The sequence below is a fragment of the Delftia sp. Lp-1 genome (assembly GCF_020523835.1).
Classification (GTDB): Bacteria; Pseudomonadota; Gammaproteobacteria; order Burkholderiales; family Burkholderiaceae_C; genus Comamonas; species Comamonas acidovorans.
The window spans coordinates 778,260-803,112 of sequence record NZ_JAJALJ010000002.1 but is presented as its reverse complement, the minus strand read 5'-3'; the positions used below and the strand labels follow the sequence as shown (position 1 = coordinate 803,112).

The window sequence follows — 24,853 nt, the reverse complement described above, 5'->3', positions numbered from 1 at the left end:
TTTTTTTAGGATAACGTCGCGCCATGCAAGCAACACACAAGATCAAGGCGCTTCTGGATCAGCTTAACACGGTGGTTGTAGGGAAACCGGCTCAGGTCCGCGACAGTGTGGCCTGCCTGCTGGCTGGGGGACACCTGCTGCTGGAAGACGTTCCCGGCGTGGGCAAAACCACGCTGGCGCATGCGCTGGCACACAGCTTCGGGCTGCAGTTCTCGCGCGTGCAGTTCACGGCCGACCTCATGCCCAGCGACCTCACCGGCGTGTCCATCTACGAGCGCGCCAGCGAGACCTTTGTCTTCCACCCGGGCCCCGTTTTCGCCCAGGTGCTGCTGGCCGACGAGATCAACCGCGCCAGCCCCAAGACGCAGAGCGCCCTGCTCGAAGCCATGGAGGAGCGACAGGTCTCGGCCGAGGGCCGCACGCACCGCCTGCCCGAGCCCTTCTTCGTGATCGCCACCCAGAACCCGCAGGAACAGCTGGGCACCTTCCCGCTGCCCGAAAGCCAGCTGGACCGCTTCCTGATGCGCATCAGCCTGGGCTATCCCGACCGCGCGGCCGAGCGATCCCTGCTGTCCGGCAATGGCCGGCGCGCCCAGGCCGACGCGCTGGCACCGCTGCTGACCACGCAGGAGCTGCAGGACCTGCAGGCTGCCGTGCTGCAGGTGCATGCCAGCGATGCCCTGCTCGACTATGTGCAGGACCTGCTGGAAGCCACGCGCTCGGGCCAGTGGTTCATACAGGGCCTGTCGCCTCGCGCGGGCATTGCGCTGCTGCGCGCGGCCCGGGCCGTGGCCCTGATGGAAGGGCGCGACTATGTGGCGCCCGACGATGTGCAGGCCATCCTGCCGCAGACGGCGGCCCACCGCCTGGTGCCGATAGGCTCCAGCGGCCGGGGCGCCGTGGAGCAGGTGCGCGCCATGCTGGACGCCGTGGCGCTGCGCTGATGCCGGCCGCCCCCGCGTCTTCGCCCGGCGCCCCCCGGCCGGGGGCATCGCTGCGCCAGCGCTGGTCTCCGGCGCGGCGCGTGCGCCAGTGGTGGCATGCCCGCCTGCCCCGCACGGACAGCCTGAAGCTGACCCAGCGCAATGTCTACATCATGCCGTCGCGTGCAGGCTGGGCCCTGGCGCTGACGCTGTGCGTGCTGCTGGTGGCCGCCATCAACTACCAGCTCAACCTGGGCTATCTGCTGACGTTCCTGCTGGCCGGCAGCGCGGCAGCGGGCATGGTGGTCGGCCACGGCAATCTGCGCGGCTTGGCGCTGCATCTGCTGCCGCCGGCCGGCAGCTTTGCCGGCCAGCCCTGCCGCTTCGACGTGGTGCTGCACAACACGCGCCGCAGCACGCGTTGGGGCATAGGCCTTGCCGTGCAAGCCGATACGGCGGCCACCGACTGGACCTGGATCGATGTCCCGGCACAGGGCAGCACCACGGCGCAACTGGCTTTCACGCCACTGCGCCGGGGCCTGCAATCGCTGCCCACGATCACGGCGGCCACACGCTACCCGCTGGGCACCTTCCGCGTCTGGGCGCTGTGGCGCGCGCAGACCCAGGCCTGGATCTACCCGGCGCCCGAACACAATCCCCCGCCCCTGCCTGCGGCCAGTGCCGATGCCGGCGGCCGCAGCGCGGCCTCCACGCGCCACGGCGACGAGTTCGATGGCGTGCGTGCCTACCGGCGCGGTGATGCGCTCAAGCTGGTGGTCTGGAAAAAGGCCGCCCAGGCCTTTGCCACGGGCAGTGACCAGCTGGTGAGCCGCGACCGCCCGCTGTCCCAGCAGCACCGCCTGTGGCTGGACGCCAAGGCCACCGGCCTGGCCGACCCCGAGGCCCGCCTCAGCCGCCTGACCGCCTGGGTGCTGGTCGCACGCCAGCAGGACCTGACCTGGGGCCTGCGCCTGCCCGACGGCCGCGAGATCGCCCCCGACCAGGGCGCGGCCCACGCCACGCTCTGCCTGGAAGCCCTGGCGGCCTGCCCATGAATCGCACGTCCATGCCCTCCTCCTTCCAAGCCATTGCGCAGCCTGCGGCCACCTGGCGCCAGCGCCTGGCCGCCCTGCCGCGCGATGCGCGCGACACCCTGTTCCTGCTGGCCGTGGTCGCCTGGGTGCTGATGCCCCAGGCCGCCCACACGCCCTGGTGGACCATGGTCTTCGTGGCCGGCCTGCTGCTGTGGCGCGGCCTGCTGGCCTGGCGCGGCCAGCCCCTGCCCGGCCGCTGGGTGCTGGGTGGATTGCTGCTGCTGGCCGTGGGCGCCACCTGGGTCTCGCACGGCACCTTTATCGGGCGCGATGCGGGCGTGACCCTGATCGTGCTGCTGCTGGCGCTCAAGACGCTGGAGCTGCGCGCCCGGCGCGATGCCATGGTGGTGTTCTTCCTGGGCTTCTTCGCGCTGCTGGCCAACTTCTTCTACTCGCAATCCCTGCTGCTGGCCCTGGCCATGGTGCTGGGCCTGCTGGGCCTGCTCACGGCCCTGGTCAATGCCCACATGACCGCCGGCCGCCCGCCGCTGACGCAGGCGCTGCGCACGGCAGCCCTGCTGGCGCTGTGGGGTACGCCGGTCATGGTGGCGCTGTTCCTGTTCTTCCCGCGCATGGCGCCGCTGTGGGGTGTGCCTAGCAACGACCTGGCCGGCCGCAGCGGCCTGTCGGAAAACATGCGCGTGGGCTCCATGGCCTCGCTGGTGCTGGACGAGAACGTGGCCCTGCGCCTGCGCTTCGATACGCCCGATGGTGCTCCTCCGCCGGCCAACACCCTGTATTTCCGGGGACCCGTTCTGTCGCGCTTTGACGGACAGGAATGGCAGATGGACACAGAGGCTGGGCTGGACAGCGCCCAGTTGCGCGTATCGGGCGAAGGCGTGCGCTACCAGATGACCATCGAGCCCAGCCGCCGCCCCTGGCTGCCCCTGCTCGACGCCACGTCCCAGCCACCTGAACTGCCGCAGGGCATGGGCAACGCCCGCATGACGCCGCAGCTGCAATGGCTGACCTGGCGCCCCATCACCGACGTGGTGCGCATCAGCGCCCAAAGCCATGTGCAGTTCAGCTACGGGCCGCTGCAGCCCACCCGCGCCCTGCGCCGCTACACCCAGCTGCCCGAAGGCAGCAACCCGCGCACGCTGGCGCTGGCCCGGCAGATGCGCGCCGACCCGCAACTGGCCGGCGCCCCGCCCCGCGCCTGGGTACAGGCCGCGCTGGCGCGCCTGCGCACGGGCGGCTACACCTACACGCTGGAGCCCGGCGTGGTGGACAGCGTGCACACGGCCGATGACTTCTGGTTCGACAGCAAAGAGGGATTCTGCGAGCACATCGCCTCGGCCTTCGCCGTGCTGATGCGCGGCATGGGCGTGCCTGCCCGCATCGTCACCGGCTACCAGGGCGGCGAGCGCAACCCTGTCGATGGCTACTGGACCGTGCGCAACGCCGACGCCCACGCCTGGACCGAGGTCTGGCTGGAGGACGAGGGCTGGGTGCGCATCGACCCCACCGGCGCCGTGGCTCCGTCGCGCGTGGGCGAGTTCCAGCGCCTGCGCGCGCCCCAGGGTGCCATTGCGGGCGCCGTGGGCAACTTCGTAGGCGTGGGCATGCTGCAGCAGATGCGCGCCGTGTGGGAGGCCGTCAACAACGGCTGGAACCAGTGGGTGCTGAACTACACGCAAAGCCGCCAGCTGGACCTGCTCAAGAACCTGGGCGTGCAGTCGCCATCGTGGGTGGACATGCTGCGCCTGCTGGGCGCACTGGCCGGCGTGGCCGCACTGGCCTGGCTGGCCTGGATGGCCCGCGCCCAGCGCAACAGCCGCGATGAATGGCTGCGCCTGATGGACAGGACCCGCGCCCGGCTGCGGCGCATCGGCCTGCAGGCCGATGCCAGCCTGCCCCCGCGCGCGCTGGCAGCCCAGGTCATGGACCGCTGGGGCCAGGACGACGCCACGGCCGCCAAGACCCTGCACGACTGGCTTTTGGACATGGAGCGCCAGCGCTACGCACGCGCCCCCCAATCCGTCCCCCGATACGCACCCCAGTCCGCACCCAAATCCGCACCCGATACCCCCGGCCTGCCCGCCCTGCGACGCCAATGGCGGGCGCTGGACTGGCCACGCACTCCGCAGCCACGGCCACAAGCCGCCGCTGCCGGCCCCACGACAAGCACACCATGACCAAGCAACGACTGATCCCCTCCGCCCTGCTGCTGCTTGCGGCCGCCGCCCTGCCCTGCGGCGCGCTGGCCAGCAAGCCGGCGCCCGCCCAGACCGGCGCAGCCAAGACTGCCGCCAAGTCCACGGCCAAACCTTCCACGAAAAAGCGCACGGCCGCTGCTGCCGCCGCCACGGCGGCAGGCGGCGCCGCCGTGGTCAGAACCGTGCAGGGCAGCACGCCCTACGGAGAACGGCCTGATGCCATGCAGATGGCTGCCGACATTGCGATGCGCCACGACCTGCCGGTGGACTGGGTGCGCGACACCATCTCCCAGGCGCGCTTTCTGCCCCAGGTTCCCCGCCTGATGACGCCGGCTGCCCAGGGCACGGCCAAGAACTGGGGCGTCTACCGCAGCCGCTTTGTCGAGCCCGTGCGCATACGCGCCGGAACACGCTTTTGGCAGGCCAATGCCGCCGCGCTGGCGCGTGCCGAAAAGCAGTACGGCGTGCCGGCCGAAATCATCGTCGGCATCATCGGCGTGGAGACCATCTACGGCCAGCAGATGGGCAACTTCCGCGTGATCGACGCCCTGGCCACGCTGAGCTTCGACTTCCCCGCAGCCCACCCCCGCGCGCAGGCACGCACCGAGTACTTCCGCGGCGAGCTGGAGCAGTTCCTGCGCTTCACGCACCGCGCCGCAACGGACCCGTTCTCGCTGCGCGGCAGCTACGCGGGCGCCATGGGCATGGGCCAGTTCATGCCCAGCAGCTGGGTGAAGTGGGCGGTGGACTTCGACGGCGACGACCGCATCGACCTGTTCGGCAGCGCGGCCGACGCCATCGGCTCGGTGGCCAACTACTTTGTCGCGCATGGCTGGAAAAGCGGCATGCCCACCCACTACCCTGTGATCATGCAGGCCCAGGGCGCCGACCTGGCCGCCCTGCTGGCGCCCGACATCCTGCCCCAGTTCACGGCCGACGAGATGGCTGCGCGCGGCGTGCAACTGCCGGGCAGCGGCGCGGCCCATCAAGGGCCGCTGGCCCTGGTCAAGCTGGAAAACGGCGCGCAGGGCCAGCCGCTGTACATCGCGGGCACGGAGAACTTCTATGCCATCACGCGCTACAACTGGTCCAGCTACTACGCGCTGTCCGTGATCGAACTGGGCCAGGAAGTCGCGGCGGCCATGGGCCGCTGATCCGGGCCATACAAACCGTCGAGGCCGTCAGGGCCGGCGCATGCGGCACATCGCAGGCTGCTCGGCACGCGCCGCCTCGATCTCTCGCACCACGCGGAAGCCGTAGCCCGAGCCCTCCACATCGAAGGGCACGCCGGGCGCGCCCTGCCTGTCCATGACGCCGACCACCAGCGCCTGCTGGAACTGGTGGTCGGCCGCGCGCATGCGGCCCTTGCGCCCGGCCAGCGCCACCTCGGCGCCTTCCAGCGCCTGCGCCACGGCCACCGTGTCGGTGCTGCCCGCACGCGCCATGGACTGGGCCAGGGCCTCGATCATCAGCTGCATGCGCATGTGCACATAGTCATCGGCAGGCCTGGGAAAGCGCTCGCGGAATGACTTGTAGAAGGCCTGGCTGTCGGGGCCCGGCACGTTGGGCAGCCAGTCGGCCACGGCCAGCACCTTGCCCACGCCGGCCTCGCCCAGGGCGGCTGGCGCGCCCAGCGCATTGCCGTAGAAGGTGTAGAAGCGGCCATCGAAGCCCGCCTCCCGCGCGGCCTTGACCAGCAGCATCAGATCGTTGCCCCAGTTGCCTGTGATCACGGCCTGGGCGCCGCTGGCCTTGATCTTGGCGGCATAGGGCGCAAAGTCCTTGACGCGCCCCACGGGGTGCAGCTCGTCGCCCACGATGGCCACATCGGGCCGCTGCGCGGCCAGCTGGCGCCGTGCCTCGCGCAGCACGGCCTGGCCAAAGCTGTAGTCCTGCCCGATCAGGTAGGCGCTGCGCACGGCCGCGTCCTCGCGCAGCACCTGCATCAGCGCGGCCATGCGCATGTCGGCATGGGCGTCGAAGCGAAAGTGCCAGAAGCTGCAGCGCTCGTTGGTGAGCGCAGGATCGACGGCCGAGTAGTTCAGGTACAGCACGCGCCGGGCCGGATCGCGCTCGTTGTGCTTGGCAATGGCATCGACCAGCACGGCCGCCACGGCCGAAGAATTGCCCTGCATGACCACGCGCGCACCGCCGTCGATGGCTGCGCGCAGCGCGGACAGCGCCTCCTCGTTCTGGCCCTTGCTGTCATGGCGTTCGATGGCCAGGGGCCGGGCGCCGCCCTGCGCGGCCGGCAGTGGCACACCGCCGCGCGCATTCACGCGCTCGGTGGCCCACAACAGGTTGCGGAACACGGCCTCGCCCGTATTGGCAAAGGGGCCGGACAGGCTTTCGATCAGCGCCAGCCGTATGGGCTCGCCGCGCGGCGGGGGCACGGGCTGTCCGCGTTCGTTTGCGGCCAGGGCCGCCAGCGCGGGCGCCGCAAATAGCGCCATGGCACCGCTTTTCAAGACCTTGCGGCGCAATTTATTCATGGCTTTTTCCTCTTGAAATGCGTTCAACGCCGCTCAACTACGCTCCATGCGGCGACAACTTCGATGAAGCCGCGCAGTTTATAGGAGCCACTTCACCATGATCTTCTCGCCTGTTCTCCGCCGCAACGCCTTCAACCCCCAAGCCGCCGATCTGGCCCTGCAGCGCTTCCTGCAAGGCACCCTGGGCAACGCCGCCCCCTCTGCCTCGTCGGTGCAGGTGCAGCGCGATGAAAAGGCCACGACGCTGCAGCTGGATGTGCCCGGCCTGTCCCGCGAGCAGCTGCAGCTGAGCATCGAAGGCGCCGTGGTCCGTCTGTCCAGCGTCGAGGGTGCGCCCCGCCAGGTGCAGCGCGCCTGGGAGCTGGACCATGAGATCGACACTGCCGCCAGCAGCGCGAAGCTGGAAAACGGCGTGCTCACGCTGTCCCTGGCCCGCCTGGAGCCGCAGAGCAAGGCCACCACGCTGAGCATCCAGTAAATCCGGTCAGCGAGTTTGTGCACCCGGGCTGTCAACCATCCTTTCTTCCCTCCTCTTAGCAAGGTGACAGCCCGTTTTCAAAGCCCGGCACATGCCGGGCTTTTTTTGTGCTGCACAGGCTGCGCATCGAGGTGGCCCGCCGCACGGCGCGGCGATGGGGAAGGCAGAGGCGGCCGAAGAATCAGGCCAGCGAATCGAGCGGCCAGCGCGGCTTGACGTCGAAGGCGTAGTGCCTGTTGGCCACTTCCCGGCCCGCCTGCAGGCGCATGGCGGCGGCCATGGCGATCATGGCGCCGTTGTCGGTGCACAGGTGCAGCTCGGGGTAGTGCACGCGCAGCTTGCGCTTGGCGCAGGCCGCATCCAGCTGGGAGCGCAGCAGCCTGTTGGCACCCACGCCGCCGGCCACGACCACGCGCTTCATGCCGGTCTGCTGCAGCGCGGCCAGGGTCTTCTTGACCAGCACCTCGACGATGGCGGCCTGCGTGCTGGCGGCCAGGTCGGCCTTGCGCGCCTCAAGGTCATCGCCCAGCTTCTTCGCCTGGGTCAGCACGGCCGTCTTCAGGCCGGCGAAGGAGAAGTCCAGGTCGCCCGAATGCAGCAGCGGCCGGGGCAGCTTGAAGGCCTGGGCATCGCCGCCTTCGGCCAGGCGCGAGAGCACGGGACCGCCCGGATAGGGCAGGCCCATGAGCTTGGCCGATTTGTCGAAGGCCTCGCCGGCCGCGTCATCGATGGTCTCGCCCAGGATGGCGTAGCTGCCCACGCCGTCCACGCGCATCAGCTGCGTGTGGCCGCCCGAGACCAGCAGGGCCACGAAGGGGAATTCGGGGGGATCGGCGCTCAGGAAGGGCGACAGCAGATGGCCTTCCAGGTGGTGCACGCCCAGCACGGGCTTGTTCAATGCCGCAGCCATGGCACAGGCCACGCCCGCACCCACCAGCAGCGCGCCGGCCAGGCCGGGGCCGCGCGTGAAGGCGATCACATCGACCTGGTCCAGCGTGCGGCCGGACTCGCCCAGCACGTTTTCGGTCAGCGGCAGCACGCGGCGGATGTGGTCGCGGCTGGCCAGCTCGGGCACCACGCCGCCGTAGGCGCGGTGCATGTCGATCTGGCTGTGCAGCGCATGGGACAGCAGCGTGGGCACGCCCGTGCCATCGGGGGCCTCGACCAGGGCCACGCCGGTTTCATCGCAGGAGGATTCGATCCCCAGAATCAGCAAACTCATGGGGCTGAAGTGTAGAACCTGCGGGCGCGGCGCACGGCCACAGGCATCAATGGCCCCTGGCAGGCGGGCAGTTGCACGGCCGGCGCTCCGCTATAGGTTGTCTATGTAGGAAGAGCGCGAGAACCGCACGGGCTCGAAGCCGTCGGAGGTCCAGATTTCGCTGGCGATCAGTGCCTGGGCATCCATGGGGCGGGCAAAGTAAAAGCCCTGCAGCTCGTCGCAGCCCAGGGCCTGCAGCACTTCGCGCTGCTGCTGGTTGGTCACGCCTTCGGCCACCACACGCAGCTCCAGCGCATGGGCCAGGCGCACGATGGCGTCGACCACCGCCCGCGCATCGCTCTTGAGGGCCACGTCGCGCACAAAGCTGCGGTCGATCTTCACCTCGTCGGCGCACAGCTGGCGCAGCAGGGCCAGGCTGGAGTAGCCGGTGCCGAAGTCGTCGATGGAGATCTGCACGCCCATGCCCGTGAGTTCGGCAATCACGGCCATGGTGGTCTTGTCGTCCTCCATGGCCACGGACTCGGTGATCTCGAAAACCAGTTGCTCGGGCCGGATGCGGTGCCTTGCGATCGCCTCGGCGATGAACTGCGCCAGCCGCGTCTGAAAGAGCTGGTAGCCCGAGATATTGATGGACACCCGCATGAAGCGCCGCTCGCGCGCCCATTGCGCGGTCTGGCGGCAGGCCTCGTCGATGACCCAGTCGCCGATCTCGCTGATCAGGCCGAAGCGCTCGGCCAGCGGGATGAACACGCGGGGACTGATCAGGCCGAACTGCGGGTGGTTCCAGCGCGCCAGCGCCTCCACGCTGCGGATGCGGCCCGTGCGGGTATCGATCTTGGGCTGATAGAACAGCACCAGCTGCTGGCTGGCCACGGCGCGGCGCAGGGCCTGCTGCAGGTCGAACTGCGCGACCACGCCCTGGCGCATGCTTTCCTTGAAGATGGCGTAGGTGTTCCCGCCGGCACGCTTGGCCGTGTACATGGCGGCATCGGCCGCCGCCATGAGCTTTTCCTTCTTGCCATGGTCGGGATAGATGGCCACGCCGATGGAACTGCTGATGGAGACCGCCTTTCCTGGCAGGTCGAACGGCTGGCTCAAGGCCTTCTGCACGCGGCCTGCCATGGCCACGGCGTCGTCCACCGAAGCCAGGCAGCCCAGCAGCAGCACGAACTCGTCGCCACCCACGCGCGCCAGCGTGTCCGATTTGCGCGTCATATGGCCCAGGCGCACGGCCACCTGGCACAGCAGCGCATCGCCTGCGGCATGGCCTTCCACATCGTTGATGGGCTTGAATCCATCCAGGTCGATGTACAGCAGGCCCACGCGCACCGGCCCGCAGGGCCCCGGCTGCTCCACCGAGCTGTCGGCGCGCGCAATCGTGCGGCCCAGCCGGTATTCGAACAGCGCCCGGTTGGCCGTACCGGTCAACGGGTCCCTGAAGGCGATGCGCTTGAGCTTCACATTGGCGCGCAGCAATTTCTCATTGCTCTGCTTGAGCGACTGCGTCAGGCGCTGCGCCTTGCAGCGCATGCGGATGTAGAGCACCGAGCACACCAGCAGGAACGCCACGAACACACCAGCACCCCACGGGCCGAGGGCATGCCATCCAGCGAACCAGACGCCCTCATCGGCCAATTGCGCCGACGCGACGCCATCCTGGGCAGCCGCAGGCACCTGACCCTGCGCCATGCAGGGCAGCAGCGAAGCCAGCCAGCACGCAAATGCCGGGCCGCGCCAGCGCGCAGGTATCCACCGGGACACCCCCTCGGTCAGGAACAGCCAATGCATGGGGAAAAACCGATCTTCTCGTGATATTTCAAACTCATGCCGATTCAGCCTCACTGCCGCATTGCGCAGCCCAATGCCGTGGTGTGCGTTGCCATGTGCGCCGGATGAACGGGGGCTTTTCTTGAAAAACCGCCCCATTCGCTTTGCAAACATTCGACACGCTTACACGTCAGTTTGTGTATCGAAAATTTCAAATCATTAAAAAAATTCTATCAAATCATCGATCCCGTGCCCATGCAAGCACCGCGCGACGCCCCGGCATGGGAATTGCATCCAGGTCCCTTGCACCAAGGCAAACTGCATCAAGGCAGGCAGACAGGACCAAGCCCCCATGAAAACCGCTCTCAACTTTCTTGTGGCCGCGCGGCAATGCGAAATCGGCGAGCTGGAGCAACTGCAGCGCACCAGCGCCCTGGTGGATCTGCTCAGCCGCCTCATCCATGCGCTGCAAAAGGAGCGCGGCCTGTCCAACGTGTTTCTGGCCAGTGCAGGCGCGCGCGGCGGCCAGGCACGGCTGGCCCAGATGGCCGAGTGCGACCGCATGGCCGCTGCGGCGCGCGACGGCTTCGAGCTGGTGGACATGCAGCCCGGTGGTGCGGGACTCACCGGCCACCCCGGCCATGGCGCGCGGCTGTTCAGCCGAATCGCCCATGTGCTGCAGTGCCTGGACGCCCTGCCCGCGCTGCGCGAGCGCGTCGCCTGCCGCGCGCTGTCGCCGGAGGCGGCCACGGCTCTCTATATCGATCTGGTGGCCGGCCTGCTGGCCGTGGTCTTCGAGGCGGCGGACAGCGCACCCGAGCCCGGCATCTCGCGCCTGCTGGTGGCCTTGTTCAACTTCATGCAGGGCAAGGAGTTCGCGGGCCAGGAGCGCGCCACGGGCGTGGCGGCGTTCGGCGCGGGCGTGAGCGATGCGCCACGTCAGCAGCACTGGCTGCACCTGATCGCCTCGCAGGAGCGCTGCTTTCAGGTCTTTGCGGAGTTCGCGCCCCCCCATTCCCTGGCCCTGTGGCAAGAAAGCAGCGCGGCCGACGCCACGCTGGCCGTGATCGAGCGGCTGCGCCGCGTGGGCTGCACGGCCACGGCGGGCGCGCCTTTGTCCGTGGAGATGGCCGAGCCCTGGTTCGACAGCTGCTCGCAGCGCATGGACGCGCTGCAGACCGTCGAGGCCCGCCTGACGGCCGAGCTGCAACAGCAATGCCAGCACCGCATTGCCGATGCCCGCGCCGCCCTGCAGACGCTGCTGCAGGCGCCGCAGGCATTGGCAACCACGCCGGTCTCGGCCACGCTGGCGCCGGGCGAGCTGCAGCCGACGGCCGCACGGCTGGGGCCGCAATTGGACCGTTCCGTGATGGACCTGGTGCAGGACCAGTCGCAGCGCCTGCAGGCCATGCAGGCCGAGCTGGAGACCGTGCGCGCCACGCTCACGGAGCGCAAGCTGCTGGAACGCGCCAAGGGCCTGCTGATGGCGCGGCGCCAGCTCAGCGAAGGCGAGGCCCACAAGCTGCTGCGCCAGACCGCCATGAACCAGAACCGCCGCTTGGCCGATGTGGCGCAGGCCGTGCTTTCCATGGCCGATCTCCTGCCGCCTGCGCCTTGAACGCCGGGCCGGTGCGAGCCATGCTGCAGTGCAGCACCGACTTGGTGCCATGGCACGCACCAGAAGGTGGCCCGGCGAGGACTGCAAGGCCGATGGACGGCATGGCCCCCTGTGAACACGGCCTGGCACGCTTTCTGCATTGACTCTGGCAACTCCCGGCCAAAGGCGGCCGGGACCCCGGTCTTGAATCAAGGCCCCAGGACAACGGCGTCACTCTCCCCGCGCAGCGCGGCTGGAGAGGACGCCGTTTTGCTTGGAACAGGGCCCGTTTGCAAGTGTTCTATTCCCGACGATCGAAGGAGTTCCGCCATGGCGTCAAGCCCCAAGCCCACCACAGGCCCTCTCACCGCCGGCCCGGCCCTGCCCCGGCGCGACTTTCTGCGCCAGGCCGGCACGCTGGCAGGCGGTGCGGCGCTCTACACCCAGCTGGGCCACCATGGCGCCTGGGCGGCCGGCTCGGATGCGCCAGAGAAGAAAGAGGTGCGCATCGGCTTCATCCCGCTGACCGACTGCGCCAGCGTGGTCATGGCCTCGGTGCTGGGGATCGATCAGAAGTACGGCGTCAAGATCATTCCCTCCAAGGAAGCGAGCTGGGCCAGCGTGCGCGACAAGCTGGTCAACGGCGAGCTGGACTTTGCCCACGTGCTCTACGGCCTGGTCTACGGCGTGCACCTGGGCGTGGGCGGCGCCAAGAAGGACATGGCCGTGCTGATGACGCTCAACCACAACGGCCAGGCCATATCGCTGTCGAAGAAACTGGCCGACAAGGGTGCCGTCAATGGCGCGGGCCTGGCCAAGCTGATGGCCAGCGAAAAGCGCGAATACACCTTTGCCCAGACCTTTCCCACGGGCACGCACGCCATGTGGCTGTACTACTGGCTGGCGGCCAACGGCATCCACCCGCTCAAGGATGCCAAGGTCATCACCGTGCCGCCGCCGCAGATGGTGGCCAATATGCGCGTGGGCAACATGGACGGCTTTTGCGTGGGCGAGCCCTGGAACCACCGCGCCATCATGGACGGCATCGGCGTCACGGTCGCCACCACCCAGTCCATCTGGCAGGACCACCCCGAAAAGGTGCTGGGCACCACGGCCGAGTTCGCACGCCAGAACCCCAACACGGCACGCGCCGTGACGGCGGCCATCATCGAGGCCAGCCGCTGGATCGACGAGAGCCTGGCCAACAAGACCCGCATGGCCGAGACCATCGCCGGCAAGGCCTATGTGAACACGGGCGTGGATGCCATCAACCAGCGCATCCTGGGCCGCTACCAGGACGGCATGGGCAAGACCTGGGACGACCCCAACCACATGAAGTTCTACGGCGACGGCAGCGTGGGCTACCCCTACCTGTCCGACGGCATGTGGTTCCTGACCCAGCACAAGCGCTGGGGCCTGCTCAAGGACCACCCCGACTACCTGGGCGTGGCCCGCTCCATCAACCGCCTGGACATCTACCAGCAGGCCGCCACCGCCGCCAAGGCCCCGCTGCCCAAGGCGGAGATGCGCAGCAGCAAGCTCATGGATGGCACGGTCTGGGACGGCAAGGACCCGCGCAAGTACGCGGACAGCTTTGCCATCAAGGCCTGAGAGATCCCCTTTGAAGCCCCACCCCACAGAGGAACACACCATGGTCAGCGCCGTCTTCCACTTCCCGGCCGAATCCGCTGCCGCACCGGCAGCCGCTTCCACACCGATCTCCGCGCAGGTCTCAGGGCCCGCCGCTCCAGCCGCGCCGGCCCCCCAGGCCCGGGCACCCGCCGCCCCGCGCGACTGGGCAGCGCTGTCGCGTGCCTTCTGGCTGGCTGTGCTGCCGCCGCTGTGCGGCCTCGGTTTGCTGGTGGGCGTGTGGTCCTTGGTGGCTGCAGGCTCGGGCCAGAGCATTCCCGGGCCACTGGCGACCTGGCACCAAGCGGTGGAGATTTTCAGCGACCCGTTCTACCGCAACGGCCCCAATGACCAGGGCGTGGGCTGGAATGTGCTCGCTTCGCTGCAGCGCGTGGCCGTGGGCTTTGGCCTGGCGGCGCTGGTCGGCATTCCGGCCGGCTTCGTGATCGGGCGCTTCAACTTCCTGTCGCGCATGTTCAACCCGCTGATCAGCCTGCTGCGCCCGGTGTCGCCGCTGGCCTGGCTGCCCATCGGCCTGCTGGTCTTCAAGGGCGCCAACCCGGCGGCCATCTGGACCATCTTCATCTGCTCGATCTGGCCCATGCTCATCAACACCGCCGTGGGCGTGCAGCGCGTGCCCCAGGACTACATGAACGTGGCGCGCGTGCTCAACCTCAGCGAATGGAAGATCGCCACCACCATCCTGTTCCCCGCCGTGCTGCCCTACATGCTGACCGGCGTGCGCCTGGCCGTGGGCACGGCCTGGCTGGTCATCGTCGCGGCCGAGATGCTCACCGGCGGCGTGGGCATCGGCTTCTGGGTCTGGGACGAGTGGAACAACCTCAACGTCAAGAACATCATCATCGCGATCTTCGTGATCGGCATCGTGGGCCTGCTGCTGGAGATGGCCCTGGTCAAGCTGGCAACGGCATTTACGTTCGAAGAGGTGAAGGCATGAATGCATCGTCCAAGTTCATCGAGGTCCAGGGAGTGGAGCAGAGCTTCAAGACCGCCAAGGGCCTGTTTCCGGCACTGCGCAATATCGACCTGACCATTGCGCGGGGCGAGTTCGTCTCGCTGATCGGCCACTCGGGCTGCGGCAAGTCCACTCTGCTGAACCTGATCGCGGGCCTGACCACGCCCACCACGGGCGTGCTGCTGTGCGCCAACAAGGAGATCAAGGGCCCCGGGCCCGAGCGCGCCGTGGTCTTCCAGAACCACTCTCTGCTGCCCTGGCTGACCTGCGAGGGCAACATCCACCTGGCCGTGGAGCGCGTCTATGGCCGCACGGAAAGCCGCGTCCAGCTCAAGGCACGCACCCTGGCCGCGCTGGAGCTGGTGGGCCTGGCCCATGCCGCGCACAAGCGGCCCGGCGAAATCTCGGGCGGCATGAAGCAGCGCGTGGGCATTGCGCGCGCGCTGTCGATGGAGCCGCAGGTGCTGCTGATGGACGAGCCCTTCGGCGCGCTCGATGCGCTCACGCGCGCCAAGCTGCAGGACGAGCTGCTGGAGATCGTGGCGCGCACGCAAAGCACCGTGGTCATGGTCACCCACGATGTGGACGAGGCCGTGCTGCTGTCCGACAAGATCGTGATGATGACAAACGGCCCGGCAGCCACCATCGGCGAGGTGCTGGAAGTCGGCATCGCCCGGCCGCGCAACCGCGTGGCGCTGGCCGAGGACGACCGCTACCGCGAGTGCCGCAAGGCGGTGATCGACTTCCTCTATACGCGCCAGGGGCATGTGGAAAAGGCGGCCTGAACCTTCGCCGGTCCTGCCGCCTTCCAGGCCCTGCACATTGCGGGCCGGCTGAGCCCCGGTTCAGTGCCGGCCCGAGATGTAGTGCTCCAGCTGCTCGATGATGAACTTCTGCTCGGAGATGATGTCCTTGACCAGGTCTCCGATGGAGATCAGGCCCAGCAGCTTGCCGCCCTCGTCCACCACGGGCAGGTGGCGCAGCCGGTTCTCGGTCATCACCGCCATGCATTCCTGCGTGGTCTGGGTGGGGCCGACGAAGAGCACGTCGCGCGTCATCACGTCGCGCACCAGGGTGGCGCCCGAGGTGCGCCCCAGCAGCGCGATCTTGCGCGCGTAGTCGCGCTCGGTGACGATGCCTGCGATCTCGCTGCCCTCCATCACGAGCAGGGCGCCAATGCCCTTGTCGGCCATGAGCCGCAGCGCGTCGAGCACGGAATCGGTAGGCGCGATGCTGTACACCGCGCCGCTGGCCTTGGCCTTGAGAATGTCTGCAACTGCTGTCATGGGTGCCTTTCAGTCGTTCGCCAATTCGGTTCTAGTGTCATCCGAACTGCGCCCAAAAAGCAACAGGGCCAGCGCGTGTATGCACACGCACCGGCCCTGCCCGATTCAGTGAATGCGGCCCTTCAGCGGCGGCCGCCAAAGAGGCTGCCGCCGATCTTCAGCAGATCGCCCAGGCCCACCTGCCCATCGCCATCCTGGTCCAGCAAGCTCCCCAGAAGACCGCCCTGCTGCTGGGCCTGCGCATGCTCGCGGCCCAGCACCTGGCCCAGGCCGCCGGCATCCATGCCGCCTGCGCTCACGCGCTGTGCAAGAAAGGACATGACGATGGGGGCCAGCAGCTGCAGCAGCTGGGCCGCGCCGCCGCTGCCCAGGCCCGTGGCCTGGCCCAGTCCGTCCTGCGCGCGCTGCTGGTTGCCACCCAGGATGTGGCCGAGGATGGCCGCGCCATCGAGCCCGCCACCTGCATTGCCGCCCGCACCTGCGCCGCCGCCCAGCAGCGAGCCCAGCAGGCCGCCGAGGTCCAGGCCACCGGCGCCGCCGCTGGCCGCGCCATGGTCACGCTGCAGCGCGCCGAAGAGATTGGCCGCGCCCTGCGGATCGGCCGCATTGCGGCCCAGCGAGGCCAGCAGCACGGGCAGGGCCGCGCCCACGGCGCTTTCGGTCTGGGCGGGGCTGGCGCCGATCTGGTCCGCCATCTGCTGCATGGGCGCGCCCTGCAGTTGGGCCATCAGTTCGGCGGCCAGGGAAGAGCTGGAGTTCATGGTCGTTCCTTCATCCGGTCGCCCGGTCAACACAAAACCACATGGTATGCGCAAGCCTGCGCAGCGCACATGACGGCGCCACGTCCAAGTGTCAACGATGTTTTCCAGCGGCCGCAGGGCCCCGCAGGGGTCAGGTCGTGGTCAGCACCCTCTGCGGCTGCGCGCGCGCCTGCCGCATCTGTGGCGGGTTCTGCACCTGGCTGCGTGCCTGGCTGCGTGCCTGGCTGCGTGCCTGGCCGCCTGCCGGGCTCTGTGCCTGGGCCTTCATGGACCGGCGCAGGGCCACGGCATCGCCCGCTGCGGCAGGCGAGCGGCCCGTGGCGTCCAGCCGGAACACCTGCACGGTTTCCGACACGGTCTGCGCCTGGGCCTGCAAGGCCATGGCCGATGCCGCGTTCTGCTCGACCAGGGCCGCATTCTGCTGCGTGATGCTGTCCAGATGCGCCACGGCCGCATTGACCTGCGAGATGCCGCTGAGCTGCTCGCTGGAGGCGCTGTGGATCTCGCCGATCAGCAGGCTCACGCGCCGCACCAGATCCAGCGATTCGATCATGGTCTTCTGCGCCACCTCGGTCCTCTGGTTGCCGTCCAGCACCTTGGCGGCGGAGTCGTCGATGAGCTCGCGGATCTCCTTGGCCGCCGCCAGCGTGCGCTGCGAGAGGCTGCGCACCTCGGCCGCCACGACCGCAAAGCCCCGGCCCTGGTCGCCTGCGCGCGCGGCCTCCACCGCAGCGTTCAGCGCCAGGATATTGGTCTGGAAGGCGATGGAGTCGATGAGCTGCGTGATCTCGCCGATGCGCCCCGACGCGGCCTGGATCTGCTTCATGGTGGCGGCCACGCCATCGACGGCGCCGCTGCTGCGTTCGGCCACCTCGCTGGCCTGGGCGGCCAGGTCCGTGGCCTGGCGGGCCGAGTCCGCCGTGTGCTTGACGGTGCCCGTGATCTCCTCCATGGAGGCCGCCGTCTGCTGCAGGTTGCCCGCCTGGGTTTCGGTGCGCGCGGACAGGTCATGGTTGCCCTGCGCGATTTCCCGGCTGGAGATCTGCATCTTGTCGCTTTCCTCGCGCGCATCGCGCACGATGGACAGCAGGTTCACGTTGAGCTGGCTCAACGCCTTCTGCAGATCGCCCACCACGTCCTTGCGCGTGATGCGTATGGTCTGCGTCAGGTCGCCGGCCGCCAGGCGGTTGGCCAGCAGCACCATCTGCGCCAGCGGCGCCACGGTCAGCCGGTAGGCCCAGGCCCCGGCCAGGCCCGTGAAGATGCAGACCGCCAGCCAGGCCAGCGCAGACCACAGGTCCAGCGTATGCCCACCGGCCAGCGCCGCGCCAAAGGCCGCCGCCACCACCATGAAGAAGATCAGCACCAGCTTGCCGGCCAGGCCCAGGCTCAATGCGTTGGCCAGGCGGCCGCGCAGGTTGTTGCGCAGCAGGTGGCCGGCACGCAGCACGTGCACCCGGCGCCCGGCGTCCTTTTCGGCGCGCATGGTGGCGTAGAGGCGCTCGGCCGCATCCGTCTGCTCGCGCGTGGCCTCGGTGCGCACCGACATGTAGCCCGAGGGCCGGTCGCCCTCCATCAGCGGGGTGACATTGGCCATGACCCAGTAGAAGTCGCCGTTCTTGCGCCGGTTCTTCACGGGGGCGGACCAGGGCAGGCCCGCCGAGATGGTCTCCCACATGTCGCGGAAGGCTTCCTCGGGCATGTCGGGGTGGCGGATCATGTTGTGGGGCTGGCCCAGCAGGTCTTCGCGCTCGTAGCCGCTGACCTCGATGAACATCGGGTTGCAGTAGAGGATGCGGCCCTTCAGGTCCGTGGTGGAGACCAGGGTCTGGCCCTTGGGAAACGAGTACTCGCGCGTACTGACCGGCAGATTCACTCTCATAGGCATCCTCCCTTGAAGAAGAAAAATCCTGCGTGCCTCATCCGGCCCAGCGAGCCGCTGGCCGGAGTTCAAAGTTTTTACCCCGAACCGCCACATTTGAAACAAATAAAAACAAAATCTCCATTGGATTCAGACATCTGATAGGACCGTATCGATAGCACGCGCACCGCTTTGATGCATGCGGCGCACCAGCCTGGCACGGCCGCGCGGGATCGCGTCCCCGGGCGATCAGTCGCCACAGGGCAGCAGGCCTGGCACGCAGCTTGCTGGATCCCGGGCGTGGCCATGAAGGGCCGCAGGGCCAGGCGCAACGACGTGCCATGGCCCGGGACAAAGGCGTCACCCCGCGCGCAGCCATCGGCCGCGCAGCGTGGGGACGCTTTTTTTGTTTTCCGAACCGCAACGGGGGCACGATGAAAAAATCCAGGCTGGTGATGGTGGGCAACGGCATGGCCGGCGTGCGCACGCTGGAGGAGCTGCTCAAGATCGCGCCCGACCTCTACGAGATCACGGTATTCGGGGCCGAGCCCCACCCCAACTACAACCGCATCATGCTGTCGCCCGTGCTGGCGGGCGAGCAGCAGCTGGACGAGATCATCCTCAACGACTGGTCCTGGTATGCGCAGCACGGCATCACCCTGCATGCGGGCTGCCGCGTGCACGCAGTCGACCGGGCTCGCCGCGTGGTGCACGCCGTGGACGCGGCCGGACAGCCGGTGAGCGCCGAGTACGACCGGCTGATCCTGGCCACGGGCTCGCGCCCCTTCATGCTGCCCGTGCCCGGGCGCGAGCTGGAAGGCGTGCTGGGCTACCGCGACATTGCCGACACCCAGGCCATGATCGCGGCGGCCGCCAGCCACCGCCATGCCGTGGTCATCGGCGGCGGCCTGCTGGGCCTGGAGGCCGCCAACGGACTCATGAAGCGCGGCATGGACGTTACCGTGGTGCATGCGGGCGAGCGCCTGCTGGACCGCCAGCTGGACGAGACCGCCGCCGCCTTGCTGCAGGCCTCGCTGGCCGAGCGCGGCATGCGCTTTCTGATGCAGGCCCAGACCCGGGCGCTGACGGGCGACGGCCAGGGCCGCGTGGCCTGCGTGCACCTGCAGGACGGGCGCGAGGCACCGGCCTCGCTGGTGGTCATGGCCGTGGGCATCCGGCCCGAGACCACGCTGGCCGAGCAGATGCACCTGCACGTGCAGCGCGGCATCGTGGTCAGCGACACGCTGCAGACCGTGACCGACCCGCGCATCTACGCCGTGGGCGAGTGCGCGGCGCACCGGGGCGTGGCCTACGGGCTGGTGGCGCCGCTGTTCGAGCAGGGCAAGGTGCTGGCCAACCACCTGGCGGAGATGGGCATCGGCCGCTATCCGGGCTCGCAGACCTCGGCCAAGCTCAAGGTCACGGGCATCCATCTGTTCAGCGCGGGCGACTTCCGCGGCGACGAGGGCACGGAGGAAATCGTGCTCAGCGACCCCGGCGCGGGCATATACCGCAAGCTTGTGCTGCGCGGTGACAGGCTGGTCGGCGCCTGCCTGTATGGCGACACCGAGGACGGTGGCTGGTACTTCCGCCTGTTGCGCGATGGCGTGGCAGTGCAGGAACTGCGCGACCGCCTCATGTTCGGCGAAAGTCAAGCCAGTCAAGCCAGTCAAGCCAGCCAGGCCAGCCAGGCCGACCCGGCCAGCGGCGCGTGACGGCGCCCGTGCCCTGCCCCTCCCTCATCCACCCCAGGCCCACCATGCAAGAAACCCGATCCACCTGCCCCTATTGCGGCGTAGGCTGCGGCGTCCTCATCGAAAGCGATGGTGCGCGCATCACGGGCGTGCGTGGCGATCCGGCGCACCCCGCCAACCACGGCCGCCTGTGCACCAAGGGCAGTACCCTGCACCTGACGGCCTCGCCCGCCCTGGCACAGCAGACGCGGCTGCTGCAGCCCGCGCTGCGTGCCACGCGCGGCGCGGCGCCCCAGGATGTGGGCTGGGATGCCGCACTGGACCTGGCCGCCGGCAGGCTGGCCTCCATCGTGCAGGAGCACGGCCCCGACGCCGTGGGCCTGTATGTGAGTGGCCAGTTGCTGACCGAGGACTACTACGTCTTCAACAAGCTGGCCAAGGGCCTGATCGGCACCAACAACATCGACACCAATTCGCGCCTGTGCATGAGCAGCGCCGTGGCCGGCTACAAGCTCACGCTGGGCGCCGACGCGCCACCGGCCTGCTACGAGGATGTGGACCATGCGGACTGCCTTTTCATCGCGGGCAGCAACGCAGCCTGGGCGCATCCCGTGCTCACGCGGCGCATCGAGCAGGCGCGTGCCGCGCGGCCGCAGATGAAGATCATCGTGGCCGACCCGCGCCGCACCGACACGGCCGGCATGGCCGACCTCTTCCTGCCGCTGCGCCCGGGCAGCGACACCCTGCTGTTCCACGGCATGCTGCACATCATGGAACTGGAAGGCTGGCTGGACCAGGCCTACATCGCACGCCACACCAGCGGCTTTGCCGACCTGCAGGCCCTGGTGCGGGAGGCCACGCCCGAGCGCGTGGGCGAGCTCTGCGGCCTGCCCCGGCACGATCTGTTCCAGGCCGCGCAATGGTTTGCGCTGGGCGGGGATGCACGCGACGACGCCGCCCGTGGCGCCACGCTGAGCCTGTACTGCCAGGGCCTGAACCAGAGCAGCAACGGCACGGCCAAGAATGCGGCGCTGATCGGCCTGCACCTGGCCACGGGCCAGATCGGGCGCGCGGGCGCGGGGCCGTTTTCGCTCACGGGCCAGCCCAATGCCATGGGCGGGCGCGAGGTGGGCGGGCTGGCCAATCTGCTGTCGGCCCACCGCGACCTGGCCAACCCGGCGCACCGCGCCGAAGTGGCCGCACTGTGGGGCGTGGACGACGTGCCGCCCCGCCCCGGCAAGACCGCCGTGGAGATGTTCGAGGCCGCCGCCGAGGGCGAGATCCGCGCGCTGTGGATAGCCTGCACCAACCCTGCGCAAAGCATGCCCGACCAGGCCCTGGTGCGGCGCGCGCTGCAGCGGGCCGAATTCGTCATCGTGCAGGAGGCCTTTGCCACCACCGCCACCTGCGCCTACGCCGACCTGCTGCTGCCTGCCACCACCTGGGGCGAGAAGATCGGCACGGTGACCAACAGCGAAAGGCGCATCTCGCGCGTGCGCCCCGCCGTGGCCGCACCCGGCGCCGCACGCCATGACTGGCGCATTGCCGTGGACTGCGCGCGGCGCATGGAGGCACGGCTGCGCCCGGGCCGGCCCAGCCTCTTCCCCTACGACACCGAAGACGCCGCTGCCGGCGCCCAGGCCATCTGGAACGAGCACCGCGAGAGCACGCGCGGGCGTGACCTGGACATCACCGGCCTGTCCTGGGATTTGCTGGACGCGCAAGGCCCCCAGCAATGGCCGCTGCCCGAAGGCGCAGCCCAGGGCCGCGCACGGCTCTACGAAGACGGCCGCTTTCCCACGCCCGATGGCCGCGCACGCTTTGCCCTGCTGCCCTGGCGGCCGCTGGCCGAGCCGCCCGATGCGCACTACCCCTTCAGCCTGACCACGGGCCGGCTGCGCGACCAGTGGCACGGCATGAGCCGCACGGGCCAGTTGGGCCGTTTGTTCGGCCATGCGGCCGAGCCCTGCCTGCAAATGCACCCGCAGGACATGGCCGAGCGCGGCCTGCGCGCGGGCGACCTGGTGCAGATGAGCAGCCGGCGCGGCGCCCTGCTGGTGCCGGTGCAGCCCGATGGCACTGTGACGCCCTCACAGCTCTTCATGGCCATGCACTGGGGCGGCGAGTACCTGGGCGGCACCTCAATGGGCGGCATCAACGCCCTGACCACACCGGCCTTGTGCCCCGGCTCCAAGCAGCCCGAACTCAAGCACACGGCCGTGAAGCTGCAAAAGGCCGAACTGCCCTGGACCCTGCTGGCCATGGCCTGGCTGCCCGAGGACCGGGTGCTGGCCGTGCGCGAACAGTTGTCCGCCCTCATGCCGCACTTCGGCTTTGCCAGCTGCGTGCCCTTCGGCAATGCCGTCCCGCTGCAGGACGCCGCCCGGGCCCGGCACGGCGTGCTGCTGCGCGCCGCCGCGCATGAGGCGCCGGGCGAGGCCGTCCTCGCACGGATCGAATCCCTGCTGGGCCTGGATGCCGCCGACACCCTGCGCTACAGCGACCGCCGCCGCCAGCACAGCCGCGCGCTGCGGCTGGACCGCCACAGCCTGTCCACCACGGTCGAGGCCCTGCTGCTGGCCGGCGACACGCGCGCGGGCAGCTGGCTGTCCACCCTGCTGCAGGACCAGATGCCGGCACAGGACTATGGCCGCCTGCTGCTCATGCCCTCGGGCTCGGCGCCGCTGGCCATCCAGCCGCGTGCGCGCCAGGTCTGTACCTGCTTCGATGTGGATGAGACCGCCATCGCAGGCGCGCTTGCGCGCTGCGAGGGCAGCGACGACGCGCGCCTGGCCGCGCTGCAGGGCCAGTTGCGATGCGGCACCAATTGCGGCTCCTGCCTGCCCGAGCTCAAGCGCCTGGTGCGCCACATACCCCTGGCGAAGAGCCAGGAGGCCGCATGAAAGAGGCGATGGAACAACGGGTTTGCATATATAGCGAAAAGTAATGAAACCTGCGGGAAAATATGCCCCCACAGGATTCCACCCACGATTGCAACGCCATGGGCATCAGCCAATACATCAAGGAAATAGGCCGCGGCGCACGCGGAGCCAAGGCGCTGGAGCGCCCGCAGGCGGCCGACCTGTTCGGCCAGGTGCTGGACGGCGGCGTCAGCGACCTGGAGATCGGGGCCTTTTGCATCGCCATGCGCATCAAGGGCGAGACCGTCGAGGAGATGAGCGGCTTCCTGGACGCCGTGCATGCGCGCGTCGCCCGTTTTCCCGCCTCGGCCAATGGCCGCCCCGTGATCGTGCTGCCCAGCTACAACGGCGCGCGCCGCCTGCCCGTGCTCACCCCCCTGCTAGCCCTGCTGCTGGCACGCGAAGGCCTGCCCGTGCTGCTGCACGGCATGCGCACCGAGGCGCGCCGCATCCTGGCCAGCGATGTGCTGCAGGCACTGGGCATTGCGCCGCTGCCATCTCCCCAGGCCCTGGCCGGTGGCCAGGTGGCCCATATCCATACCGAACATCTGCACCCGGCCCTGGCGCGCCTGCTGTCCGTGCGCGAGGTCATCGGCCTGCGCAACCCGGGCCACAGCGTGGTCAAGCTGCTGGCGCCCTGCGACGGCCCCTGCCTGCTGGTGACGGCCTACACCCATCCCGAGTACCTGCCCATGCTGCACGGCACCTTCGGGACACTGGGCATGAATGTCCTGCTCTCGCGCGGGCTGGAAGGCGAGGTCGCGGCCGACCCGCGCCGGCTGCCGCGCTACGACGGCTTTGTGGCAGGCGACCACCAGCTGCTGGCCGAGCAGCAAAGCGGCACCGCCTCCGACGTGCCGGGCCTGCCCGCCGAGATCGACGTGGACACCACGGCGCGCTACACCGAAGACGTGCTCGCGGGCCGGCTGCCCGTGCCGCCCGCGCTCACATGCCAGGTGGAACACATCGTCCACCTTGCCGATCAGATTCGCTGAATACCCCAGAAAAACGGAGCCCCGCCATGACGACCCCGACCCACACCCCCGCGAACACCGCCCGGCGCGGCACCTGCACCCTGGTCGGCGCCGGCCCCGGCGACCCGGAGCTGCTGACCATCAAGGCCCTCAAGGCCATACAGGCTGCCACCGTGCTGCTGGTCGATGACCTCGTCAGCGACGCCATCGTGGCCCATGCCGCGCCCACGGCGCGCATCGTCTACGTGGGCAAGCGCGGCGGCTGCAAGAGCACGCCCCAGGCCTTCATCGAAAAGCTCATGCTGAGCGCCGTGCAGGAGGGCGAGACCGTGGTGCGCCTGAAGGGCGGCGACCCCTTCATCTTCGGGCGCGGCGGCGAAGAGGTGGAGCACCTGCGCGAAGCGGGCGTCGAGGTCCAGGTCATCAACGGCATCACCGCCGGCCTGGCCGGGCTCACCAGCCTGGGCGCCCCGCTCACGCACCGCGACCGGGCGCACGGCGTGGTCTTCATCACGGGCCACGCCAAGCCCGGCGACAGCGGCACCGACTGGCGCCAGCTGGCCGCCACCGCACGCGATGCGCGGCTCACCCTGGTGATCTACATGGGCGTGAGCAGCGTGGAGCACATCCGCGCCGAGCTGCTCAATGGCCTGCCCGCAGCCACGCCCGTGGCCGTGATCCAGCACGCCAGCCTGCCACAACAGCGCCACGCGCTGACCACGCTGGGCGCGCTGGTGGAGTGCATTGCCGACACGGGCCTGGGCAGCCCCAGCGTCATCGTCGTTGGCGATGTGGTCCATGGCGTACGGGCAATGGCCGAACCTCAGACGCAGCTCACCGCTGCGGTTGCAGCCGCCTGAGTGCGAGATTGCTGCAATCAAAAATCTATCGATTCATAAAAGTCATTAGTTTTCATTAAAAATCCCCTGTTGGCTGCCGAAACGGCGTTTAGACCGTTTTGGCAGACCGTCAGCTCCGCCAGGCGGCGGTAGCGCCATCGGGGGATTCCATGAAAACAC

Annotated in this window: 19 protein-coding genes; 13 read left to right on the top strand and 6 right to left on the bottom strand. The window is 69.0% G+C overall.

The annotated features are described in order from the left end of the window. Positions 1 to 23 precede the first annotated feature (23 nt). From LGR64_RS20380 to mltB, 4 genes are read left to right on the top strand one after another with little or no spacing between them, the layout of a single operon-like run. Entirely contained in the window at positions 24 to 944 is a 921-nt protein-coding gene (locus tag LGR64_RS20380) for an AAA family ATPase (RefSeq protein ID WP_141829304.1), read from the top strand. Continuing rightward, positions 944 to 1,978, top strand: coding sequence for a DUF58 domain-containing protein (locus tag LGR64_RS20375; protein WP_141829306.1), 1,035 nt, complete (start codon positions 944 to 946; stop codon positions 1,976 to 1,978). Before LGR64_RS20380 ends, LGR64_RS20375 begins: the two co-directional genes overlap by 1 nt. Further along, positions 1,975 to 4,155 (top strand): transglutaminase family protein, encoded by a 2,181-nt coding sequence (locus LGR64_RS20370; RefSeq protein WP_230356782.1) that lies wholly within the window; start codon positions 1,975 to 1,977, stop codon positions 4,153 to 4,155. Before LGR64_RS20375 ends, LGR64_RS20370 begins: the two co-directional genes overlap by 4 nt. Then, entirely contained in the window at positions 4,152 to 5,330 is a 1,179-nt protein-coding gene (gene mltB, locus LGR64_RS20365) for a lytic murein transglycosylase B (protein WP_230356781.1), read from the top strand. The genes LGR64_RS20370 and mltB overlap by 4 nt, the downstream gene beginning before the upstream one ends. 27 nt (positions 5,331 to 5,357) lie before the next feature. Here the strand turns inward: mltB and LGR64_RS20360 are convergent, their stop codons facing one another. Beyond that, positions 5,358 to 6,668 (bottom strand): branched-chain amino acid ABC transporter substrate-binding protein, encoded by a 1,311-nt coding sequence (locus tag LGR64_RS20360; protein WP_180317680.1) that lies wholly within the window; start codon positions 6,666 to 6,668, stop codon positions 5,358 to 5,360. 97 nt (positions 6,669 to 6,765) lie between these two features. Between LGR64_RS20360 and LGR64_RS20355 the strand changes: the two genes are divergently transcribed. Continuing rightward, positions 6,766 to 7,146: an Hsp20/alpha crystallin family protein gene (locus LGR64_RS20355; protein ID WP_230356780.1), complete on the top strand. Its 381-nt coding sequence runs from the start codon at positions 6,766 to 6,768 to the stop codon at positions 7,144 to 7,146. A gap of 181 nt (positions 7,147 to 7,327) precedes the next feature. Here the strand turns inward: LGR64_RS20355 and tsaD are convergent, their stop codons facing one another. Together tsaD and LGR64_RS20345 are read right to left on the bottom strand one after the other, a co-directional pair. After that, a complete protein-coding gene (tsaD, locus tag LGR64_RS20350; protein ID WP_063326779.1) occupies positions 7,328 to 8,368 on the bottom strand; it encodes a tRNA (adenosine(37)-N6)-threonylcarbamoyltransferase complex transferase subunit TsaD in 1,041 nt (346 codons plus the stop codon). A gap of 90 nt (positions 8,369 to 8,458) precedes the next feature. Then, positions 8,459 to 10,156 (bottom strand): putative bifunctional diguanylate cyclase/phosphodiesterase, encoded by a 1,698-nt coding sequence (locus LGR64_RS20345; protein WP_230356779.1) that lies wholly within the window; start codon positions 10,154 to 10,156, stop codon positions 8,459 to 8,461. Positions 10,157 to 10,487: 331 nt separating this feature from the next. Between LGR64_RS20345 and LGR64_RS20340 the strand changes: the two genes are divergently transcribed. From LGR64_RS20340 to LGR64_RS20325, 4 genes are all read left to right on the top strand, one after another. Next, positions 10,488 to 11,753 carry a nitrate regulatory protein gene (locus tag LGR64_RS20340; RefSeq protein ID WP_230356777.1) on the top strand — a complete coding sequence of 422 codons (1,266 nt, stop codon included), beginning with the start codon at positions 10,488 to 10,490 and terminating at the stop codon, positions 11,751 to 11,753. A 309-nt stretch (positions 11,754 to 12,062) separates the two neighbouring features. Beyond that, entirely contained in the window at positions 12,063 to 13,343 is a 1,281-nt protein-coding gene (locus LGR64_RS20335) for a CmpA/NrtA family ABC transporter substrate-binding protein (protein WP_230356776.1), read from the top strand. Positions 13,344 to 13,383: 40 nt separating this feature from the next. Then, positions 13,384 to 14,319 carry a nitrate ABC transporter permease gene (ntrB, locus tag LGR64_RS20330; RefSeq protein WP_230356773.1) on the top strand — a complete coding sequence of 312 codons (936 nt, stop codon included), beginning with the start codon at positions 13,384 to 13,386 and terminating at the stop codon, positions 14,317 to 14,319. After that, positions 14,316 to 15,122, top strand: coding sequence for an ABC transporter ATP-binding protein (locus LGR64_RS20325; protein WP_088166843.1), 807 nt, complete (start codon positions 14,316 to 14,318; stop codon positions 15,120 to 15,122). The genes ntrB and LGR64_RS20325 overlap by 4 nt, the downstream gene beginning before the upstream one ends. A 60-nt stretch (positions 15,123 to 15,182) precedes the next feature. On the opposite strand, the gene LGR64_RS20320 is transcribed toward LGR64_RS20325, so the two are convergent. The 3 genes from LGR64_RS20320 to LGR64_RS20310 form a co-directional block, all read right to left on the bottom strand. Then, positions 15,183 to 15,623, bottom strand: a complete 441-nt coding sequence (locus LGR64_RS20320; protein ID WP_034391444.1) for a CBS domain-containing protein — start codon at positions 15,621 to 15,623, stop codon at positions 15,183 to 15,185. A 122-nt stretch (positions 15,624 to 15,745) separates the two neighbouring features. After that, the gene (locus LGR64_RS20315) at positions 15,746 to 16,384 is read right to left on the bottom strand and encodes a DUF937 domain-containing protein (protein WP_096915685.1); all 639 of its coding nucleotides are present in this window, start codon (positions 16,382 to 16,384) and stop codon (positions 15,746 to 15,748) included. 130 nt (positions 16,385 to 16,514) lie between these two features. Then, a complete protein-coding gene (locus LGR64_RS20310; protein ID WP_230356771.1) occupies positions 16,515 to 18,266 on the bottom strand; it encodes a methyl-accepting chemotaxis protein in 1,752 nt (583 codons plus the stop codon). A gap of 413 nt (positions 18,267 to 18,679) precedes the next feature. On the opposite strand from LGR64_RS20310, the gene LGR64_RS20305 reads away from it, so the two are divergent. The 4 genes from LGR64_RS20305 to cobA all read left to right on the top strand — a co-directional run bounded on the left by LGR64_RS20305 (position 18,680) and on the right by cobA (position 24,694). Further along, positions 18,680 to 19,960 (top strand): NAD(P)/FAD-dependent oxidoreductase, encoded by a 1,281-nt coding sequence (locus LGR64_RS20305; protein ID WP_141829327.1) that lies wholly within the window; start codon positions 18,680 to 18,682, stop codon positions 19,958 to 19,960. Positions 19,961 to 20,004: 44 nt separating this feature from the next. Beyond that, positions 20,005 to 22,842, top strand: a complete 2,838-nt coding sequence (locus tag LGR64_RS20300; protein ID WP_230356768.1) for a nitrate reductase — start codon at positions 20,005 to 20,007, stop codon at positions 22,840 to 22,842. Between the two features lie 98 nt (positions 22,843 to 22,940). Beyond that, positions 22,941 to 23,855: a DNA-binding protein YbiB gene (gene ybiB / locus LGR64_RS20295; protein ID WP_230356766.1), complete on the top strand. Its 915-nt coding sequence runs from the start codon at positions 22,941 to 22,943 to the stop codon at positions 23,853 to 23,855. A 26-nt stretch (positions 23,856 to 23,881) separates the two neighbouring features. Further along, the gene (gene cobA / locus LGR64_RS20290) at positions 23,882 to 24,694 is read left to right on the top strand and encodes a uroporphyrinogen-III C-methyltransferase (protein ID WP_230356763.1); all 813 of its coding nucleotides are present in this window, start codon (positions 23,882 to 23,884) and stop codon (positions 24,692 to 24,694) included. The last annotated feature ends 159 nt before the right edge of the window (positions 24,695 to 24,853 follow it).

Coding starts and splice junctions, on each gene's coding strand:
- LGR64_RS20370 (WP_230356782.1), top strand. CDS start 1,975: ATGAATCGCACGTCCATGCCCTCCTCCTTCCAAGCCATTGCGCAGCCT.
- LGR64_RS20300 (WP_230356768.1), top strand. CDS start 20,005: ATGCAAGAAACCCGATCCACCTGCCCCTATTGCGGCGTAGGCTGCGGC.
- LGR64_RS20325 (WP_088166843.1), top strand. CDS start 14,316: ATGAATGCATCGTCCAAGTTCATCGAGGTCCAGGGAGTGGAGCAGAGC.
- LGR64_RS20360 (WP_180317680.1), bottom strand. CDS start 6,668: ATGAATAAATTGCGCCGCAAGGTCTTGAAAAGCGGTGCCATGGCGCTA.
- LGR64_RS20315 (WP_096915685.1), bottom strand. CDS start 16,384: ATGAACTCCAGCTCTTCCCTGGCCGCCGAACTGATGGCCCAACTGCAG.
- LGR64_RS20335 (WP_230356776.1), top strand. CDS start 12,063: ATGGCGTCAAGCCCCAAGCCCACCACAGGCCCTCTCACCGCCGGCCCG.
- LGR64_RS20310 (WP_230356771.1), bottom strand. CDS start 18,266: ATGAGAGTGAATCTGCCGGTCAGTACGCGCGAGTACTCGTTTCCCAAG.
- LGR64_RS20320 (WP_034391444.1), bottom strand. CDS start 15,623: ATGACAGCAGTTGCAGACATTCTCAAGGCCAAGGCCAGCGGCGCGGTG.
- LGR64_RS20345 (WP_230356779.1), bottom strand. CDS start 10,156: ATGCATTGGCTGTTCCTGACCGAGGGGGTGTCCCGGTGGATACCTGCG.
- LGR64_RS20380 (WP_141829304.1), top strand. CDS start 24: ATGCAAGCAACACACAAGATCAAGGCGCTTCTGGATCAGCTTAACACG.
- mltB (WP_230356781.1), top strand. CDS start 4,152: ATGACCAAGCAACGACTGATCCCCTCCGCCCTGCTGCTGCTTGCGGCC.
- LGR64_RS20340 (WP_230356777.1), top strand. CDS start 10,488: ATGAAAACCGCTCTCAACTTTCTTGTGGCCGCGCGGCAATGCGAAATC.
- LGR64_RS20305 (WP_141829327.1), top strand. CDS start 18,680: ATGAAAAAATCCAGGCTGGTGATGGTGGGCAACGGCATGGCCGGCGTG.
- cobA (WP_230356763.1), top strand. CDS start 23,882: ATGACGACCCCGACCCACACCCCCGCGAACACCGCCCGGCGCGGCACC.
- tsaD (WP_063326779.1), bottom strand. CDS start 8,368: ATGAGTTTGCTGATTCTGGGGATCGAATCCTCCTGCGATGAAACCGGC.
- LGR64_RS20375 (WP_141829306.1), top strand. CDS start 944: ATGCCGGCCGCCCCCGCGTCTTCGCCCGGCGCCCCCCGGCCGGGGGCA.
- ntrB (WP_230356773.1), top strand. CDS start 13,384: ATGGTCAGCGCCGTCTTCCACTTCCCGGCCGAATCCGCTGCCGCACCG.
- ybiB (WP_230356766.1), top strand. CDS start 22,941: ATGGGCATCAGCCAATACATCAAGGAAATAGGCCGCGGCGCACGCGGA.
- LGR64_RS20355 (WP_230356780.1), top strand. CDS start 6,766: ATGATCTTCTCGCCTGTTCTCCGCCGCAACGCCTTCAACCCCCAAGCC.